Origin of the sequence: Dactylosporangium sp. CA-092794 (assembly GCF_050948465.1) — a bacterium.
Classification (GTDB): Bacteria; Actinomycetota; Actinomycetes; order Mycobacteriales; family Micromonosporaceae; genus Dactylosporangium.
In genome coordinates this window covers 10,935,934-10,952,714 of record NZ_CP192044.1, presented here as the reverse complement: position 1 = coordinate 10,952,714, position 16,781 = coordinate 10,935,934, and the positions used below count along the sequence as shown (strand labels likewise).

Annotated in this window: 21 protein-coding genes; 11 read left to right on the top strand and 10 right to left on the bottom strand. The window is 72.3% G+C overall.

The features are described 5' to 3' along the window. Window positions 1–48: 48 nt before the first annotated feature. From ACQPXD_RS47255 to ACQPXD_RS47235, 5 genes are all read right to left on the bottom strand, one after another. Window positions 49–645 (bottom strand): hypothetical protein, encoded by a 597-nt coding sequence (locus ACQPXD_RS47255; protein WP_432830197.1) that lies wholly within the window; start codon window positions 643–645, stop codon window positions 49–51. 434 nt (window positions 646–1,079) lie between these two features. Continuing rightward, complete coding sequence (locus ACQPXD_RS47250; RefSeq protein WP_432830195.1) at window positions 1,080–1,394, bottom strand: ArsR/SmtB family transcription factor; 315 nt, start codon at window positions 1,392–1,394, stop codon at window positions 1,080–1,082. After that, complete coding sequence (locus tag ACQPXD_RS47245; RefSeq protein WP_432830193.1) at window positions 1,381–2,292, bottom strand: metal ABC transporter permease; 912 nt, start codon at window positions 2,290–2,292, stop codon at window positions 1,381–1,383. The genes ACQPXD_RS47250 and ACQPXD_RS47245 overlap by 14 nt, the downstream gene beginning before the upstream one ends. 3 nt (window positions 2,293–2,295) lie before the next feature. Beyond that, window positions 2,296–3,006: a metal ABC transporter ATP-binding protein gene (locus tag ACQPXD_RS47240; protein ID WP_432830191.1), complete on the bottom strand. Its 711-nt coding sequence runs from the start codon at window positions 3,004–3,006 to the stop codon at window positions 2,296–2,298. 32 nt (window positions 3,007–3,038) lie between these two features. Continuing rightward, window positions 3,039–3,287, bottom strand: a complete 249-nt coding sequence (locus tag ACQPXD_RS47235; protein WP_432830189.1) for a DUF6703 family protein — start codon at window positions 3,285–3,287, stop codon at window positions 3,039–3,041. Window positions 3,288–3,317: 30 nt separating this feature from the next. Here ACQPXD_RS47235 and ACQPXD_RS47230 point away from each other — a divergent pair, with 30 nt between their 5' ends. From ACQPXD_RS47230 to ACQPXD_RS47220, 3 genes are all read left to right on the top strand, one after another. Further along, a complete protein-coding gene (locus ACQPXD_RS47230; protein WP_432830187.1) occupies window positions 3,318–3,650 on the top strand; it encodes an antibiotic biosynthesis monooxygenase family protein in 333 nt (110 codons plus the stop codon). A gap of 20 nt (window positions 3,651–3,670) precedes the next feature. After that, window positions 3,671–4,168, top strand: coding sequence for an Rv0361 family membrane protein (locus ACQPXD_RS47225; RefSeq protein ID WP_432830185.1), 498 nt, complete (start codon window positions 3,671–3,673; stop codon window positions 4,166–4,168). Between the two features lie 176 nt (window positions 4,169–4,344). Next, window positions 4,345–5,727, top strand: a complete 1,383-nt coding sequence (locus ACQPXD_RS47220; protein ID WP_432830183.1) for a glycine--tRNA ligase — start codon at window positions 4,345–4,347, stop codon at window positions 5,725–5,727. Window positions 5,728–5,819: 92 nt separating this feature from the next. Here ACQPXD_RS47220 and ACQPXD_RS47215 read toward each other — a convergent pair whose 3' ends face one another. After that, window positions 5,820–6,293: an XdhC family protein gene (locus ACQPXD_RS47215; protein WP_432830181.1), complete on the bottom strand. Its 474-nt coding sequence runs from the start codon at window positions 6,291–6,293 to the stop codon at window positions 5,820–5,822. A 71-nt stretch (window positions 6,294–6,364) separates the two neighbouring features. Between ACQPXD_RS47215 and ACQPXD_RS47210 the strand changes: the two genes are divergently transcribed. The 5 genes from ACQPXD_RS47210 to cobF all read left to right on the top strand — a co-directional run bounded on the left by ACQPXD_RS47210 (window position 6,365) and on the right by cobF (window position 10,205). Next, a complete protein-coding gene (locus tag ACQPXD_RS47210; protein ID WP_432830179.1) occupies window positions 6,365–7,369 on the top strand; it encodes a permease in 1,005 nt (334 codons plus the stop codon). Beyond that, window positions 7,366–8,106, top strand: a complete 741-nt coding sequence (locus ACQPXD_RS47205) for a TIGR03943 family putative permease subunit (protein WP_432830177.1) — start codon at window positions 7,366–7,368, stop codon at window positions 8,104–8,106. Before ACQPXD_RS47210 ends, ACQPXD_RS47205 begins: the two co-directional genes overlap by 4 nt. Next, window positions 8,107–8,832, top strand: a complete 726-nt coding sequence (locus ACQPXD_RS47200) for a histidine phosphatase family protein (RefSeq protein ID WP_432830175.1) — start codon at window positions 8,107–8,109, stop codon at window positions 8,830–8,832. A gap of 107 nt (window positions 8,833–8,939) precedes the next feature. Continuing rightward, window positions 8,940–9,416 (top strand): YcxB family protein, encoded by a 477-nt coding sequence (locus tag ACQPXD_RS47195; protein WP_432830173.1) that lies wholly within the window; start codon window positions 8,940–8,942, stop codon window positions 9,414–9,416. Window positions 9,417–9,437: 21 nt separating this feature from the next. Further along, entirely contained in the window at window positions 9,438–10,205 is a 768-nt protein-coding gene (gene cobF, locus ACQPXD_RS47190; RefSeq protein WP_432830171.1) for a precorrin-6A synthase (deacetylating), read from the top strand. A gap of 47 nt (window positions 10,206–10,252) precedes the next feature. On the opposite strand, the gene ACQPXD_RS47185 is transcribed toward cobF, so the two are convergent. Beyond that, complete coding sequence (locus ACQPXD_RS47185; RefSeq protein WP_432830169.1) at window positions 10,253–10,984, bottom strand: zf-HC2 domain-containing protein; 732 nt, start codon at window positions 10,982–10,984, stop codon at window positions 10,253–10,255. A 212-nt stretch (window positions 10,985–11,196) separates the two neighbouring features. Between ACQPXD_RS47185 and ACQPXD_RS47180 the strand changes: the two genes are divergently transcribed. Further along, window positions 11,197–12,135: a lysophospholipid acyltransferase family protein gene (locus ACQPXD_RS47180; RefSeq protein WP_432830167.1), complete on the top strand. Its 939-nt coding sequence runs from the start codon at window positions 11,197–11,199 to the stop codon at window positions 12,133–12,135. Window positions 12,136–12,695: 560 nt separating this feature from the next. Here the strand turns inward: ACQPXD_RS47180 and ACQPXD_RS47175 are convergent. The 3 genes from ACQPXD_RS47175 to ACQPXD_RS47165 all read right to left on the bottom strand — a co-directional run bounded on the left by ACQPXD_RS47175 (window position 12,696) and on the right by ACQPXD_RS47165 (window position 14,377). Continuing rightward, complete coding sequence (locus tag ACQPXD_RS47175; protein ID WP_432830165.1) at window positions 12,696–13,442, bottom strand: PHP-associated domain-containing protein; 747 nt, start codon at window positions 13,440–13,442, stop codon at window positions 12,696–12,698. A 22-nt stretch (window positions 13,443–13,464) separates the two neighbouring features. Next, on the bottom strand, window positions 13,465–13,857 hold the full coding sequence (locus ACQPXD_RS47170) for a RidA family protein (protein ID WP_432830163.1): 393 nt from the start codon (window positions 13,855–13,857) through the stop codon (window positions 13,465–13,467). A gap of 304 nt (window positions 13,858–14,161) precedes the next feature. After that, complete coding sequence (locus tag ACQPXD_RS47165) at window positions 14,162–14,377, bottom strand: hypothetical protein (RefSeq protein WP_432830161.1); 216 nt, start codon at window positions 14,375–14,377, stop codon at window positions 14,162–14,164. A 342-nt stretch (window positions 14,378–14,719) separates the two neighbouring features. On the opposite strand from ACQPXD_RS47165, the gene ACQPXD_RS47160 reads away from it, so the two are divergent. Beyond that, the gene (locus tag ACQPXD_RS47160; RefSeq protein ID WP_432830159.1) at window positions 14,720–16,069 is read left to right on the top strand and encodes a condensation domain-containing protein; all 1,350 of its coding nucleotides are present in this window, start codon (window positions 14,720–14,722) and stop codon (window positions 16,067–16,069) included. Between the two features lie 120 nt (window positions 16,070–16,189). After that, window positions 16,190–16,774 (top strand): hypothetical protein, encoded by a 585-nt coding sequence (locus ACQPXD_RS47155; protein WP_432830157.1) that lies wholly within the window; start codon window positions 16,190–16,192, stop codon window positions 16,772–16,774. The last annotated feature ends 7 nt before the right edge of the window (window positions 16,775–16,781 follow it).

Below are 16,781 nucleotides of genomic sequence, written 5' to 3'. Positions count from 1 at the left end.
GTAACAAATCGGACGGCATAGATCATCCCAAGATCCAGGAGACAGTGCCTAGTGCAGGCCCAGGGAGCGCAGCTGTAGCCGGGCCAGGGCCTCGACCGCGTCGGGATCGCCGCGCCGCCAGCGTGCGGCGATCTCCGGGTCGACCCGCAGCAGCCGCTTGAGCGGCTGGGTGGTGAGGGCGCGCAAGGCCAGCAGGTCGCGCCCGGCGGACACGGCGCGCAACTGGGCCGCCGAGCCGGCGCTGCGCATCCAGCGGATGCGCAGCGGCAGCCAGACGGCGATGACGAGGAGTACGGGCAGCACGACGATTACCACGGAGAGTACCCAGGCCAGGTCGTGGACGATGGTCTGCTGCTCGCGCCCGGCGTTGGCCAGCGACGTGGCGGCGCCCGCGGCGTCGGTGAACGGCGAGGCCACGGAGTCGGGCACGCCTGGCACGCCTTTGATCTTGTCGCCCGCCGCGCCGAGGTTGCGGGCCAGGCCGTCGCCGGCGCCCTCGAGCTGCTGGCCGGGCACGGCCAGCTTCTGGATCAGGTCGAACAGCATCATGCCCAGCCTCACCCAGGCGTACACCCACACGACGACCAGCACATCGGTGAGTACCTGACGCAGGGCGACGGGCGCGCGATCGGCATAGACCTTCATGACATCAAGCGTGGCGTATCCGCGGGAATCCCGCCCGCTTGACGCCTTCCGTGCGTTGATCTTGAATCCCCGCTGCCCGCTGCCCGCTGCCCGCTGCCCGCTGCCCGCTGCCCGCTGCCCGCTGCCCGCTGCCCGGTGGCGCGTTTTGTCTCCGTGATCATGCTCAACCGGCCGTGTGCACCACGGGTTTTTCATGATCGCGGAGACAAAACGTACGCCTGGGTACCGGATGTCTCCGGGATCATGGCGAACCCGGGGTGTCGGCTTGGTTGCGTGCATGATCGCGGAGACTTTCCGCCTGGACGAATCAGATATATGGCCTGTCAGGGGAAAAATCCGATTTGGGCGAACGGGCGCGGAGCGGGCAGCGGGAACGGGGCGAGGGAGCGAGGAGCGGGCAGCGGGGGCGGGGGCGGGGGCGGGGGCGGGAGGGGTTAGTGGGGCTCGCGGGCGTGGGTTACGGCGTCGGCGACGATGTGGGCCACGTGCTCGTCTAACAGGGAGTAAGCGATCTCGCGGCCCCGGCGGGCGCCGCGGACCACGCCGGCGCCGCGCAGCACGCGCAAATGTTGCGAGACCAGTGGCTGTGGCGCGCCGAGGGTCTCGACCAACTCGTGCACGCAGCGCGGGCCGTCGGCCAGTTCGGTGACGATGCGGATGCGCAGCGGGGCGGACAGCGCCCGCAGCAGTTCCCCGGCCGCCTCGTAGCCGTCGGGGGCCGGCGCGGCGTAGCCGTCAGGCCCCGGCACGTGCATCGCCCGCCAGGTCTAGGGGGCCGGCGCCGGTGCCGGGGGGCGGGGGAGCGGTCGCCGGAGGGGGCTCCGGACGGCGCACCCCGCGGACCCTGCGCGCCGCGCCGGCGCCCACCGTGGCCGCGAAGAAACCGGCGATGGCCAGGAGTACCACCGTCGCGCCGGGGCCGGTGTCGATCGCGGTCGACAGCCAGATCCCGCCGCCGGAGGCCAGCAGGCCCAGGCCGATCGCGGCCAGCATCGTGGCCCGGAAGCCGCGGGTGATCTGCTGGGCGGTCGCCACCGGTACCACCATCAGCGCGCTGACCAGCAGCAGGCCGACGGCGCGCATGGCGACGGTCACGGTCACCGCGGTGGTGATCGCCAGGATGAGGTTGAGGGTGCGCACCGGCAGGCCGGAGACGCGGGCGTACTCCTCGTCGTGGCACACCGCGAACAGCCATGGTCGCAGCAGCACCGCGACGGCCAGCACCGCGCAGCCCAGGATCAGCATCACGGTCAGGTCCTGCCGGCTGGTCGTCAGCGGGGAGCCGAACAGGTACGACACCAGGCTGCGGCTGCTCTGCGCGTCGGACAGGTTCACCAGCACCACGCCGCCGGAGATGCCGCCGTAGAAGAGCATGGACAGGGCGATGTCGCCCGAGGTGCGGCCGCGCTGGCGGACCAGTTCGATGACGACCGCGCCGGCCGCGGCGGCGAAGACCGCCACGAGCACCGGCGAGCGGTGCAGCAGCAGGCCGAGGCCGACGCCGGTGAGCGCGACGTGGCCCAGGCCGTCGCCGATCAGGGACAGCCGCCGCTGTACCAGATAGATGCCGATCGCGGGGGCGGACGCGCCGGTGATGAGCGCCCCGAGCAGGGCGCGGATCATGAAGTCGTACGTGAAGATGTCCACCGGTCAGGCGGCCGCGGCGTGCGGGTGCACGTGGTCGTCGTCGGTCGCCGGCGGGGCGCCGTCGTGGACGATCTCGCCCCGGTTCACCACCACGGCCCGGCTGATCAGCGGGCGCAGCGGGCCGAGCTCGTGCGCGACCAGCACCACCGTGCCGCCCTGGGCGACGAAGTGGTGCAGGCAGTCGGCGAACAGCTCCTGGCTCACCGCGTCGACGCCGGCCGTCGGCTCGTCGAGGACCAGCAGCTCCGGGGCGCCGGCCAGGGCGCGGGCGATGAGGACCCGCTGCTGCTGGCCGCCGGAGAGCACGGAGACCGGCTCGCGGATGCGCTCGGCGAGGCCGACCGCGGCCAGTGCCTCGCCCACGGCGCGCCGGTCGGCGGCCGAGGCCGGGCGCAGGAAGCCGCGGCGGGCCAGCCGGCCCTCGGCGACCACCTCGCCGACCGTGGCGGGCACGCCGCCGCCGGCGCCGACGCGCTGCGGCACGTAGCCGATCCGGTGCCAGCCGCGGAAGCGCCGCAGCGGGGTGCCGAAGAGGCGCACCTCGCCGCCGGCCAGCGGGGTCAGCCCCATCGCGGCCTTGACCAGCGTGGACTTGCCGGAGCCGTTGGCGCCGAGCACGGCGACCACCTCGCCGGCGTGGACGGTGAGCGACACCCCGTCGAGCACCGGCCGGCCATCGTAGGCGACGACCGCCCGTTCGACCTGGAGAACCACTCTCCGAGCGTGCCCGATAATGGGAATCGTTGTCAACTTGCCTTGTAGGCGGCGACACACAGCAGCAGGGCGAGGATGATCACACGGGTGGCCCGCATGGGCGGCGGCGTCACCGCCCAGGTCCGGCTCAGCAGCCAGCCCAGCCCGGCGACCAGTACGACCAGGATCGCGGCACCGACGATGCCGGGCAGCAGCAGCCCGGCGAACACGACCGCGACGCCGGCCAGGAAGACCAGGGTCTTGTTCATCCGGGACAGCCGGATGAGCACGCGCTCGGTCATGGGGCGCAGTCCTTCCATATGCTTGGCGGCATGCTCGTGATGACCAGGTTCGTCATCGACGATACGGCGGACGCCGCCGACGAATTCGCCGGGCGCGCGCACGCCGCACTTGCCGCGCTCGCGGCATGCCCAGGGTACCTGCGCGGGCGGCTCGCCCGCGCATACGACGACCCGGCGCACTGGAGCATCGTCACCGAGTGGGAGTCGGTCGGGGCCTACCGGCGGGCGCTGTCCGCCTTCGACGTCAAGGTGCACGCCACCCCGCTGCTGGCCCAGTCGCTCGACGAGCCCTCGGCGTTCGAGGTGCTGGCCGAGAGCGCGCCGGGCGGCGAGCTCAAGGTCACCACCAGTGATCGCGCCTGAGGTTGGATAGGCTGATCCACATGATGCCGCCGCAGCTCGACGAGGTGCCGCCACCGCCGCGCGGCCCTGGCGTGCTCGCCCCGTTCGCCGCGCCGCCGCGCGACCGCGACCTGCGCGGACTGTGGTGGACGCTGGGCATCGGCGGCCTGGTCGCGGTGCTGTGCTGCGTCGGCGGGATCGTGGGCATCGGCTTCCTGATCCCGTATGCCAACTCGCTCGGGCAGGCCCAGGTCGCCGCCGTGGTGGAGGACTACCTGACGGCGGTGCGCGACGAGGACTACGCCACCGCCCGGCGGCAGCTCTGCGACACCGAGGCGCGCACGCACACCGTCGGCTGGTTCGAGGACCACTACGACCAGAACCGGGTCACCGACTTCACGGTCAACGCCGACGACGTGCGGATCACCGACCAGATCGTCGTGCCGGCCCGGGTCGAGCAAGGCGGCACCTGGACCGAGCAGGAGTACCTCATGCAACAGAACGGCACCCGCTATGTGATCTGCGGCGGACTGGACTAGGCCGCCCCGACCGGCCGGGCCCCGCGCGCCGCCGGTTAATCTGGTGCGGCTCGTCACGGCGTAACCGTACCGTCGATGGTGACGTTGACGGTTTGCCCGCGCCAACCGTCTTGTCACGATTTTCCCGACAACCACGCCTTGCCGACAGCCAGTCGCCGTGAGGCCGAGGAGGAACCATGGCCGCAGATCGCATCGATTCCGTCGTCAGCCTCGCGAAGCGCCGCGGCTTTGTCTTCCCGTCCAGCGAGATCTACGGGGGCACGCGCTCGGCCTGGGACTACGGCCCCCTCGGCGTCGAGCTCAAGGACAACGTGCGCCGCCAGTGGTGGAGGACGATGGTCCAGCAGCGCGACGACATCGTCGGCCTGGACTCCGCGGTCATCCTGGCCCGCGACGTGTGGGTGGCCTCCGGCCACGTCGACGCGTTCGTCGACCCGCTGACCGAATGCGCCTCCTGCCACAAGCGCTTCCGGGCCGACCACCTCGAAGAGGCCTGGGTCGAGAAGAACGGCACCGGCAAGCCGTTCGTGCTCGGCGACATCAACTGCCCCAACTGCGGCAACAAGGGCACCTTCAGCGAGCCGCGGATGTTCAACGGCCTGATGAAGACCTACCTGGGCGCGGTGGAGAACGACGAGGGCCTGCACTACCTGCGGCCGGAGACGGCGCAGGGCATCTTCGTCAACTTCAACAACGTCGCCGGCGCCGCGCGCAAGAAGCCGCCGTTCGGCATCGCGCAGGTCGGCAAGAGCTTCCGCAACGAGATCACCCCGGGCAACTTCATCTTCCGGACCCGCGAGTTCGAGCAGATGGAGATGGAGTTCTTCGTCGAGCCGGGCAGCGACGAGCAGTGGCACGACTACTGGCTGCAGGAGCGCTGGAACTGGTACCTCGACCTGGGCCTGTCCGCGGACAACCTGCGCTTCTACGAGCACCCCAAGGAGAAGCTCTCCCACTACTCGAAGCGCACGGTCGACATCGAGTATCGCTTCCGCTTCGGCGGCCAGGAGTTCTCCGAGCTCGAGGGCATCGCCAACCGCACCGACTTCGACCTGACCACGCACTCCAAGCACTCCGGCGTCGACCTGTCCTACTTCGACCAGGAGAAGAAGGAGCGCTGGGTGCCCTACGTGATCGAGCCGGCCGCCGGCCTGACCCGGGCGGTGCTCGCGTTCCTGCTCGAGGCCTACGACGAGGACGAGGCCCCGAACACCAGCGGCAGCGTGGACAAGCGCACGGTCATGCGCTTCGACAAGCGGCTCGCCCCGGTCAAGGCGGCCGTGCTGCCGCTGTCGCGCAACGCCGACCTGTCGCCCAAGGCCCGCGACCTCGCCGCCCAGCTGCGCAAGCGCTGGACGGTGGACTTCGACGACGCGCAGGGCATCGGCCGGCGGTACCGCCGCCAGGACGAGATCGGCACGCCGTTCTGCCTCACGGTGGACTTCGACACGCTCAACGACAACGCCGTCACCGTCCGCGACCGCGACTCGATGGCCCAGGAGCGCGTCTCCCTCGACCAGGTCGAGCGCTACCTGATCGAGCGCCTGCCCGGCTGTTAGCTAGCCTGGCTCTTGCTTCGCTCGAGCATCGGTGGGGGGCCCACCCCACAACCCCCATGCCGCTTCGCGCGGTGGGGGCGGTCTTGCATCGCTCAGTAGAACCCGCCGGGCCGGTCGTTGCGATCGGCGACCAGCCCGGCGAGGGTGGCCAGGGCGATCTCCGGCGGCGTCCTCGAGCCGATGTTGAGCCCGATCGGGCGGTGTACCCGGGCGATGTCCGCCTCGGCGACGCCGAGCCCGCGCAGCGCGGCCACGTGCGGGCCCTCGTGCCGCGGGGTGCCCATCACCCCGATCCAGCGAGCCGGCGAGGCCAGCGCGTCACGCAGCACCTCGCCCAGCTCGGGGCGGTCGTGGTCGGTGACGACGACGTCGGTGTTCGCGTCGATCGTGACCTTGCCCAGGTCCGGTTCGGCCAGCTGTACCCGATAACCCAGCTCCGCCGCGAAGTGCAGCAGGTGCGCGGCGACCGGCGAGTCGAAGACCGCGACGACCGCGCGGCCGTCCGGGGCCGGCTCGACGGTCCCCTGGGCCAGGGCGCAGCCGAGCGAGTCGAATTCAGTGGTCATGTGTGCACGCTCCGAAGTGTTTGTCGGCGCTTCATGCCGACGGTACCAATCGACGCGGTAGCCTCCTCAGCGTGACGCTGACGCAGGAAACGCCCGCGCCGCCCGAGCCGGCGGCGCCCGCGCGGCGGTGGCGGCCCGGCTCGGTCGAGGTGCTCGCGGCGCTGCTCGTCCTGGTGGTGGTGCTGCGCGGCCCGATCACCCGGTCGCTCGCCACGCCGGCGCTGCAGACCTGGCTGACCGTGTTCGTCTCCGTGCTCACCCAGGCCATGCCGTTCCTCGTCTTCGGCATCGTGCTCTCCGCGATCATCGCGGTGTTCGTGCCGCCGTCCTTCTTCGCCAAGGCGCTGCCGTCGCACCCGGCCCTGGCGGTGCCGACCGCCAGCGTCGCCGGGGTCGTGCTGCCCGGCTGCGAGTGCGCGTCCGTGCCGGTGGCCGGCGCGCTGGTGCGCCGCGGGGTCACGCCCGCCGCCGCGTTCGCCTTCCTGCTCGCCTCGCCCGCGGTCAACCCGGTCGTGCTGATCTCCACCGCGGTCGCCTTCCCCGGCCAGCCGCAGATGGTGGTCGGCCGGGCCGTGGCCAGCCTCGTCGTCGCCTGCCTGATGGGCTGGCTGTGGCAGGCCTTCGGCAAGGGCAGCTGGCTGCGCATGCCGTCCCGGACCCATCTCGACGGGCTGGCCAAGTGGCCCGCGTTCTGGGCCTCGGTGCGCCACGACGTGCTGCACGCGGGCGGGTTCCTGGTCATCGGCGCGGCCTCGGCCGCGATCATCGCGGTGGTGGTGCCCAAGGCGTGGCTCGCGCACCTGGCCGGCAACCCGGCGGTGGCGGTCGTCGCGCTCGGCCTGCTCGCCGTGCTGCTGTCGATCTGCTCGGAGGCCGACGCCTTCGTGGCCGCGTCGCTGACCCAGTTCTCGCTGACCGCGCGGCTGGCGTTCCTCGTCGTCGGGCCGATGATCGACCTGAAGCTCTTCGCCATGCAGGCCGGCATCTTCGGCCGCCGGTTCGCGCTGCGCTTCGCCCCGGCCACGTTCGTCGTGGCGATCCTCGTCTCCGCCGTCCTGGGACCGGTGCTGTTGTGAACAAGCAGGCGCAGGCCGTGATTCTGCTGCTGGTCGGGGGCGCGGTGCTGCGCGCCAGCCTCACCGGGCAGTACCTCAACTACGTCAAGCCCGGTCTCCAGCCGTATCTGATCGTCGCCGGTGGCATCCTGGTCCTCGCCGGCATCTACACGCTGTGGTACGAGCTGAGGTCCCGCCCCCGCACCGAGCACGCGCACGGCGACGCCGAGCACGCGGACGACGACGGGCACGGCCACGCGCACGGCGGCCCCAAGGTCGCGTGGCTGCTGCTGGCCCCGGTGCTCGGGCTGCTGCTCTTCGCGCCGCCGGCGCTGGGCTCCTACGCGGCTGGCCGCTCCGGCTCGGCGGTCACCGCCCGCTCCGAGTATGCCCCGCTGCCGGCCGGCGACCCGCTGAAGCTCACCATGCTCGACTACGCCTCCCGGGCGATCTTCGACAAGGGCGCCTCCCTCGGCGAGCGGCGCATCGAGCTCACCGGCTTCGCCATGCGCGGCCCGCAGGACAGCTGGATCCTCGCCCGCATGATGGTCAGCTGCTGCGCCGCCGACGCCCGCCCGGTGAAGGTCGCGCTCGCCGGGGAACTGCCCGAGGGCCTCGCCGACCAGCAGTGGCTGCGGGTCACCGGCAAATACACCGGCCGCGAGCTGCAGGACGACGTCAACGGCGAGGCGATCCCGTATATCGAGGTGTCCGAGGTCACCTTGATCCCGGTGCCTCAGGAGCAGTACGAGTCATAGGTGACCCGCACACTCCCCGCCCTGCTGGTCCTCGTCCGGCACGCCGAGTCCGCCCGCAACATCGCCAAGAAGGGCAGCGTCTACTTCGCCGATGACGCGGCCCGCCAGGTGGTCCGGGGCGTGCCCGACCACCTCATCGAGCTGACCGCCGACGGGCACAAGCAGGCCGAGCAGACCGGCCTGGCCATCCGCGACCGGTTCGGCACCTTCGACTACGTGTTCACCTCCGGCTACGCGCGCACCGAGCAGACCGCCGAGGGCATCCTCGGCGCCTACACCGGCGCCGAGCGGGAGCGGATGCGGCTCAAGACCGAGCTGTTCATCCGCGAGCGCGACCCCGGCTTCGCCTACGACATGACGACCGCCGAGGCCGAGGCGGCGTTTCCCTGGCTGAATGAGTATTGGCAGACCTTCGGCGGCTTCATGGCCCGCCCGCCGGGCGGGGAGAGCCTCGCCGACGTCACCGGCCGCGTGCACACCTTCCTCGACACGCTGTTCCGCGAGCACGCCGGCGAGAAGATCATGGTCGTGACGCACGGCGGCACGCTGCGCTGCTTCCGGTTCCTGCTGGAGGGCTGGAGCTACTCGCAGGCCCAGCGATGGCCCGAGGGCGCCGCGCCGGCCAACTGCGGGATCACCACCTACCGCGCCGACGACGACCGCCTCGCGCTCGAGGAGTACAACCGCGTCTACTGGACCGTCGGCTCGTCCACCGACGGGATCTGACCCCCCGACGCATCGGCGCGCTGGTCACCCGCGCCCCCGGGTGCCGGGCGCGTGAGAGATCGACGATGGCGTACTGTCGCGGCAGCATTGTCAATGAGCGGGGAACGATGCACATCACGCTGACCGTTCAGCCCGACAGCCGTCGCACGCGCCGGTCGGTGCGCGCCCGCACCCGGGGCAAGCTGCGCTCGTGGAACCTCGTCGGCGGCGGCCTGTCGGTGGCCGGCCTCGGCGCGCTCATCCTGGGCACCCCGATCGGCGCGGGCGTGCTGCTCGCGCCCGGCATGACCCTGCTCGTCGGCCCGTGGCTGCTGGTGCTCGCCGCCCCGCGGGCCCGCACCGGCGTGTTCGCCGAGACGGCGACCTACGAGCTGACCGAGGACTCCGTCTCCGTGCACACCCCGAGCCTGCGCTCCGGCTACGCCTGGTCGGCGGTGGAGCGGGTCGAGGAGACGGACGAGTTCTGGGTGGTGGTGATCGGCGGCGCGGGCGTGCTGGTGCTGCCCTGGACGCTGCTGCCCGAGACCGACGTCAAGGAGGCTCGCGACTTCTTCACCGAGCGGGGCCTGCTGGCCTGCCACTGAGCGCTGCCTACGATGGTCGGCATGCGCACAGTGTTGATCATCGGGGTCGGTGCCGGGGACCCGGACCAGGTCACCGTCCAGGCGATCAACGCGATGAACGCCGTGGACGCGTTCTTCGTCCTCGACAAGGGCGACACCGCCGCCGAGCTGACCGCGGCCCGGCGGGCGCTCTGCGAGCGGTACGTCACCGGAAACGACTTCCGGACCGTGATCATCCCGGACCCGCCGCGGGACCGCGCCGCGGCCGACTACGCCGGGGCGGTGCGCGACTGGCGCGACGAGCGGGCCCGGCTGCTGGCCGAGGCGATCGAGCGGGAACTCCCCGAGGGCGGCGCCGGCGGCATCCTGGCCTGGGGTGACCCGGCGCTGTACGACGGCACGATCCGCGTCCTGGAGAGCATCCGCGAGGCGGGCCACGCGGTGGACTTCGAGGTGATCCCGGGTATCAGCAGCGTGCAGGCCCTCGCCGCGCGCCACCGGGTCACGCTCAACCGGGTCGCCGGCCCGGTCCACGTCACCACCGGCCGCCGGCTGGCCGCGGGCTGGCCCGAGGGCTGCGACGACGTGGTCGTGATGCTGGACGCGGGCCTCGCCTGCCGTGCCTACCGCGACCAGCCGATCGACATCTACTGGGGCGCCTACCTGGGCACGCCCGACGAGCTGCTGGTCGCGGGCCGGCTGTCCGACGTGATAGACGAGATCGCGGCGGTACGCCGGGAAGCCCGCGACCGCAAGGGCTGGATCATGGACACGTATCTGCTGCGCCGCGATCGGCCGGCTCCCGCATAACGGCCGGGTCGCCCCGATGGCGACGCGACCGCTGCGGTCGTCGGAGGTCAGGCGGCCTTGCGGAGGGGGGAGTCGGCGCGGGCCTGGCCCTGGATCAGGCGCAGGCGGGTCGGGGGTGGGGTGGGCGCGGGGTCCTCGTCCAGGGCGGCCGGGCGGCGCCAGCGCCACGGTGGGCCCTGGCGGTCGGCCGGGGGGCGGCCCGGGTCCAGGGCCGGGCGGGACAGGGCCACGACGATGGCGTAGCCGGCCAGGACGAAGGCGTGGCTGATCAGGCGGGTCGTCTCCACCGTGCCGTTGAGCAGGTCGCCGGCGCTGAGCAGGGCGAGCAGGGCGACGAACGCGGTCAGCATCGGCAGGGCGCCGGCCGGGGTCGCGCGGCGGGTGGCGATCCAGGCGAAACCGGCGCCGATCGCCACGTTCCAGGCGGCGGACTCGTGGAACACGTGGCCCGAGCCGTGCAGGTGGGCGACCGTGGCGGCGGTCGCCGCCTGGGTGATGCCGAGCACGAACTGGGCCGCGCCGAAGGCTCCGAGCAGTACCCGCAGCAGGAGGACCAGGCGGCGGCGGGAGCGGAAGCCGACGAGCAGGCGCTCGGTGGGCGGCGGGGCGTCGGGCATCGGCTGCAGGCGCACGAGCCGGGTCACGGCGGCCGCCTCGCGCTCCCACTGCCGGCACGCCGCGCAGCCGGCCAGGTGGGCGTCGACCAGCGCCGGCTCGATCGGTTCGGTCTCGCCGTCCAGCCTTGCCGACAGCGCCTCTCGGTACCGCTCACATTCCACGACTGGATTGTCGCCATGCATGCGCGGTTAGTTCCACTCCGGCCGCGTCCAGGAGCTTCCCAGCCGGGCGCCCGGCGCTCTAGTCTGCTACGGCAGGCATGTGCAGAGAGGCAGGTTAACCACCAGGACATACAGATTTCAGACATCCACACTGTCTGGTTCCGTGTTGATCTTTGATGATGGAATGTCTCCGGACGTAGGGAGACCGCACGGTGTCATCCGTATACTGGCTCGCGCGCTCGGGCATCGTCGTTGCCGGCCGGACGCCGCGTCGCATTCGGCATGGGCTCGCCTCGACCGTCACTTCGGCGAGCTACCTGGGGTGGCGCTCCAAGCGCCTCGTCACGCAGGAGAACATGGCGAAGGTCCTCGGGCTGCCCGCCTCCGACCGCCGCGTCAAGCGCGCCGCCCTGTCCTCCTGGAGCAACTACGGGCGGACCGCGGCGTCGCTGATCTGCCTGCCGTACATGGACATCCTCGACGTCGACGCCCGCTGCCAGGACCTGACCCAGGGCATGAGCTGGCGCGACTGCGTCCGGCAGGCGATGGCCCCCGGCAAGGGCATGATCATCACCACCGGCCACTTCGGCAGCTGGGACCTGGCCGGCGCCCTCGTCGCGCGCCTGGTGCCGATCTCCGCCATCGCCGACGCGTTCAAGGACCCGCGGCTCAACAACCTCCTCCAGGGCCACCGCCAGGAGAAGAACGTCAGCGTCATTCCGGTGTCGGTCGCCGCGCGCCGGGTGATGCAGGAGCTCGACGCGAGCCGGGCGGTGGCGATCGTCATCGACCGGCCGGTGACCCGGGAGCGGGGCGTGGAGGTCACGTTCTTCGGCCACCGCGCCTACGTGCCGATCGGCTCCGCCGCCCTGGCGGTGAAGTCGGGCGCCGCGGTCATGCCGGGCTATGTCTGGTATGCGCCGGGCAACCGCTACTACATCCGCGCGTTCCCGCCGATGTTCCCGCGGCCGGTGAGCGGCGCGGCGGAGCGCCTGCGGGAGATCCAGCGCCTGACCCAGTACATGTTCGCCTGCCAGGAAGAAGTGGTGCGGCAGTCGCCGACGCAGTGGTTCATGTTCCGCCGCTTCTGGCCCGACGACGCCGACCCGTCGGCCCCGGGCGCCGAGACCGCCGAGGCCCTCGCCGCCTAGCGCCGCCGGCGCCTCGGCCGTTCGGCAGTGGCGCTGCCCGGCGGCCGTCGGCCGTCGGGGCTGCTCGGCCGTCGGGGCTGCTCGGCCGTCGGGGCTGCTCGGCCGGGCCGGAACGGCTCAGTCCGCCGGCGTGCGGCCGGGCGGACGTTTGTCTCCGTGATCATGAGGCTCGTCGTGACCGCACCACGGGTTTGCCATGATCCCGGAGACTTGTGGTACACGGGGGTACATGTTTGCTCCGTGATCATGAAAAACCGTGGTGTCGGCGGCGGGTGCGGCATGATCGCGGAGACTTGTGGTCGCTGGGCTGTGCAGCGCCCCGCCGTGCGGGACCCGCATCGGCGCGGGCTCGCGGCGGCGAGCCGTGCGGCGTGGGGGCGGGGCCAGGCGTTGCGGCCAGGCGCTCGGCGCGGGCCTGGCGGCGGGGTCAGGCGTTGCGGGCCAAGCGCTCGGCGCGGGCCTGGCGGTGGGGTCAGGCGTTGCGGCCAGGCGCTCGGCGCGGGCCTGGCGGTGGGGTCAGGCGTTGCGGCCAGGCGCTCGGCGCGGGCCTCGCGGTGGGGTCAGGCGTTGCGGGCCAGGCGCTCGGCGCGGGTCTCGCGGCGGCGGCGGGCCATGCGGCGCGGCGGGTCGACGAACCAGCTCCAGGCGCACTGCGCCACGTAGGCGCCCGGGTTGAGCCGGGCCGGGGGCCGCTCCTGCCCGCCCTCCCGCACCGTGCGTTCGACGATGGCCCGGCGCAGGTCGTCGGGCGTGGAGCCGGCGAAGCGCGTGTAGCCGGCCCCGAGGTGCTGCCAGAAGTGCGCGTCGCTCGAGCCGATCTCGGCCAGCCCCCACTCCGCGTTGGCCGCCCGCACCGCCGCCCGCTGGGCCGCGTTGGCCGGGCTGGGGTTGTACAGCTCCAGGCCGTCGATCTCGTACCCGCCGGAGAGCAGCGCGTCGATCTTCCGGCGGCTCAGGCTCGGCACCAGCCGGCCGAGCGGGTGCGGCACGATTACCAGCCCGCCCTGTGACTTGATGGCGTCGATGCTCTCCTCGACCGGGCGCATCGGCTTCGGCGCCTTCGTGACGAAGAGGCCGAGCAGGTGGCCGCCGCGGGTGGAGACCTCGACCCCGGTGATCATCCGCACCGGGGAGTCCTGCGCGGCGAGGATTTCCTCGACCCGCCGCGCGCCCTCCAGGTGGTCGTGGTCGGTCACCGCGATCACCGACAGGCCCTTGGCCGTCACCGTCTGGACCAGCCGGGCCGGGCTGATCCAGCCGTCGCCCAGGTTGGTGTGCATGTGCAGGTCGGCGGTGCCTTCGGTCACGGGGGCAATCCTAGGGCCCCGGTCAGTTGGCGGCGACCACGGCGATCTCGATGAGCCACTCCGGGCGCACCAGCGCCGGCACGGTGAGGAGCGTGCTGGCCACGATCCGGCCCTGCATGAACGCGTCCCGCTCGGCCATCGCCTCGGGCAGCCCGGTGTGCATCGCGCCGGCGACCACGTAGGTCGTGACGCTCACGACGTCGTCCGCCGACATGCCGGCCGCGGCGAGCAGGGTGGCGATGTTCTGCCAGATGACCCGGGCCTGGGCCGCCACCCCGTCGGGCACCGAACCGTCCCGGTCGATGGCGACCACGCCGGCGGTGTGCAGCCAGCGCGACGGGTTGGTGACGAGCACGGCGTGCGCATAGCGGGCCGGAGGCGCTGGCAGTTCCGGCGGCATGATCGGTTGCAGCATGGGTACGACCCTAGGCCCTCAGCCGAGCAGGGCCGTCACGAGACGCAGGGCCGGGTGGTCGCGGGCGACCCGCGGCGCGAGGATCCGGCTCGGTGTACTCGGTCGCGGCGGCGGCGTGGGCGTCTAGGCACAGGCGCTCGGCGCCGGCGTAGCGGCGGCGCAGGCTGCCGGCCAGGCCGAGGATCGCCTGGACGCGCAGGCGCAGCAGCACCCCGGCGCCGGCCGGTAGGGCGGTGGCGGCCGTCTGGGCCTCCCACGCGCTGGCCCGGCCGGGGTCGGCGGAGGCGCGGGCGGCGGCGGGCGGCTACCGGCGGTGCTCGCCGACCGGCGGCTGCTGCGGGTGCTGCTGATCGCCGCGCTCACCGCCGCGGCCGGCTACGGGGTGTACAACGCCGGGCTGCCGGTCCTCGCGGTGATCTCCGGCGACCCGGGCGGCATGTCCTGGGCGAGCCGCCGCCGCGGTGGCGCTGCTGGCGCTCGTGACCGTGCTGGTGCGCCACCGGCCCCCGGTAGCGCTCACGCCCCGACCGTGAACAGTTACGCCGGGAATTTCGGACCCGTACGAATTGTGGGGTTGCAACGGCGGAAACCCTCGCCTCACCCTACGATTCAGACCTCGAACATAGTGAATGCTTTGGACATTCTGCTTGATTGACTCCTTTCGAAAAACCAGTGCTTTCCATCGATGGTTGGATGGGGTTAGTCTTCGGTTCATCGATCGATCACCGCCATTCGGAAGGAGGTCGCTCATGAAGGCCGTGCGCACGCTCTAAGGAGCCGAATCACCTCGACGCTGCGCCGGTGAGCTGCGCAAATGCCGCCGGCGCAGGCTCCTTACCCGACGTTTCGAAAAGGAGCGGAAATGCCGGTGAAACACCGCGTCACGGTGCCGTTCGAGGGCGACGGGGCGGGCGTCGAGGAGCTGACCTGGGCGCAGTTCGCCGCCTGGCGGTCGATGCAGGTGGTCGAGGCCGTGGAGTGGACCGGCGGTACGATGCCGCTCGACGACGGCCTGACCGTGCGGGACATCGTGACCTTGCTCGGCTTCGTCATGAGCCGCCACCAATCGCTGCGCACCCGGCTGCTGATCGACGGCGACGGGCCGCCGAAACAACGGCTTTCCCGGGGCGGGGAGATCACGCTCGAGGTGTACGAGAACGACGGTGATCCCGAGCGGCTGGCGGCCACGGTCCGCGCGCAGTACGAGGCCGCACCCTGGGACCCGGCCACCGACTGGCCGGTGCGGATGGCGGTGATCGCCGACGGCGAGCGCGCCGTGCACCTCGTCGCCCTCTACTGCCACATGGCCATTGACGGCTACGGATTCGAGGCGCTCAACGCCGACCTGGCCAACCTCGACCCGGCCACCGGCCGGGCCCTGGCGCCGGTGGACGGCGTCCAGCCGCTGGAGCTGGCCCGGGCGCAGCGCGGCCCGGTCGCCCGCCGGCAGCACGCGGGCTCGCTGCGGTACTGGGAGCGGCACCTGCGCGCCATCGAGCCGCGCCGCTTCGCCGAGCGCCTGGCCCCGCAGGAGGAGCGGTGGTGGGAGGCCACCCTCACCACGCCCGCGCTCGGCCTGGCCGTCGCCGCCGTCGCCGACCGGGCGAAGGTCCACACCGGCACGGTCCTGCTCGCGGCGTACTCGGTCATGCTCGGCCGCCTCTCCGGCCAGCCGGTCGGCGCGTTCCGGATCGTGGTCAGCAACCGCTTCCGCCCCGGCTTCGCCCCGTCGGTGAGCAACCTGGCGCTGGCCGGCCTCGCCGTCGTCGACACCGCCGGCGCGACCTTCGCCGACGTCGTCGCCCGCGCCTGGAGCGGCCAGCTCGCGGCCGGCATGCACGCTTACTACCACCCCCGCGACCTGTGGGCGCTGGTCGAGCGGGTCAGTGCCGAGCGCGGCACCGAGATCGACACCCTCTGCTACTTCAACGACCGCCGCCGCTCGGCCGCCCAGGCGCCGGCCGGCGAGCCCGCGCCGCCGCCGCTGATCTCCGCCGCCCTGCCCCGCACCGAGCTGCGCTGGGGCCCGCGCTCCAACGAGTTCGACGCCACCTGCTACCTGCACGTCGACGCCACCGCCGACGCGATCGAGCTGACCTGGCGGGTCGACACCGCCTCCGTCTCCCCGGCGATGCTGGAGGACTGCCTGCGCGGCATCGAGTCCCTGGTGGTGACCGCCGCGCTCGAGCAGCCCGCGCCGGTCGCGGCGTAGCCACGGTCCCGGCGTCTTCGGGACGTGGGTCCCGGCGGGGTCGGGAGGTTCGGCACGGGCGCCCGGTCCAGGCCCGGGATGACGATGTGTGTGTCAAAGGGATACGGCAGGAGGCCGGACATGAGCACCGCACACATCCACCAGGCCAGCACCCTCGAGCGCGTCGAAGCGCCGGGCAGCATGCTCACCAAGACCGCCGCCAAGGCCCTCGCCGTGCTGCGCTACGCCACCGGCTTCCTGTTCCTCTGGGCCTTCCTCGACAAGACCTTCGGCCTGGGCTACTCCACCCCCGAAGCCAAAGCCTGGATCAACGGCGGCAACCCCACCAAGGGCTTCCTCGCCTCGGTGGACGCCGGACCCCTGCAAGGCTTCTTCCACACCATCGCCGGCACCTGGTACGCCAACTGGCTGTTCATGCTCGGCATGCTCGGCGTCGGCCTCGCCCTCATCGCCGGCATCGGCCTGCGCGTCGCCGCCGCCTCCGGCACCCTCATCATGGCCGGCATGTGGCTGGCGGAGTTCCCCTTGGCTCAGCACACCGCGAAGGGCGCCCCGACCGGCTCCACCAACCCGCTCACCGACTACCACGTCATCTACGCCGCCGTCCTCATCGTCCTGGCCGCCGCCTACGCCGGCCACACCTGGGGCCTCGGCCGCTGGTGGGCCAAACTCCCCATCGTCCAGAAGAACCGCTGGCTCATCTGACACACAC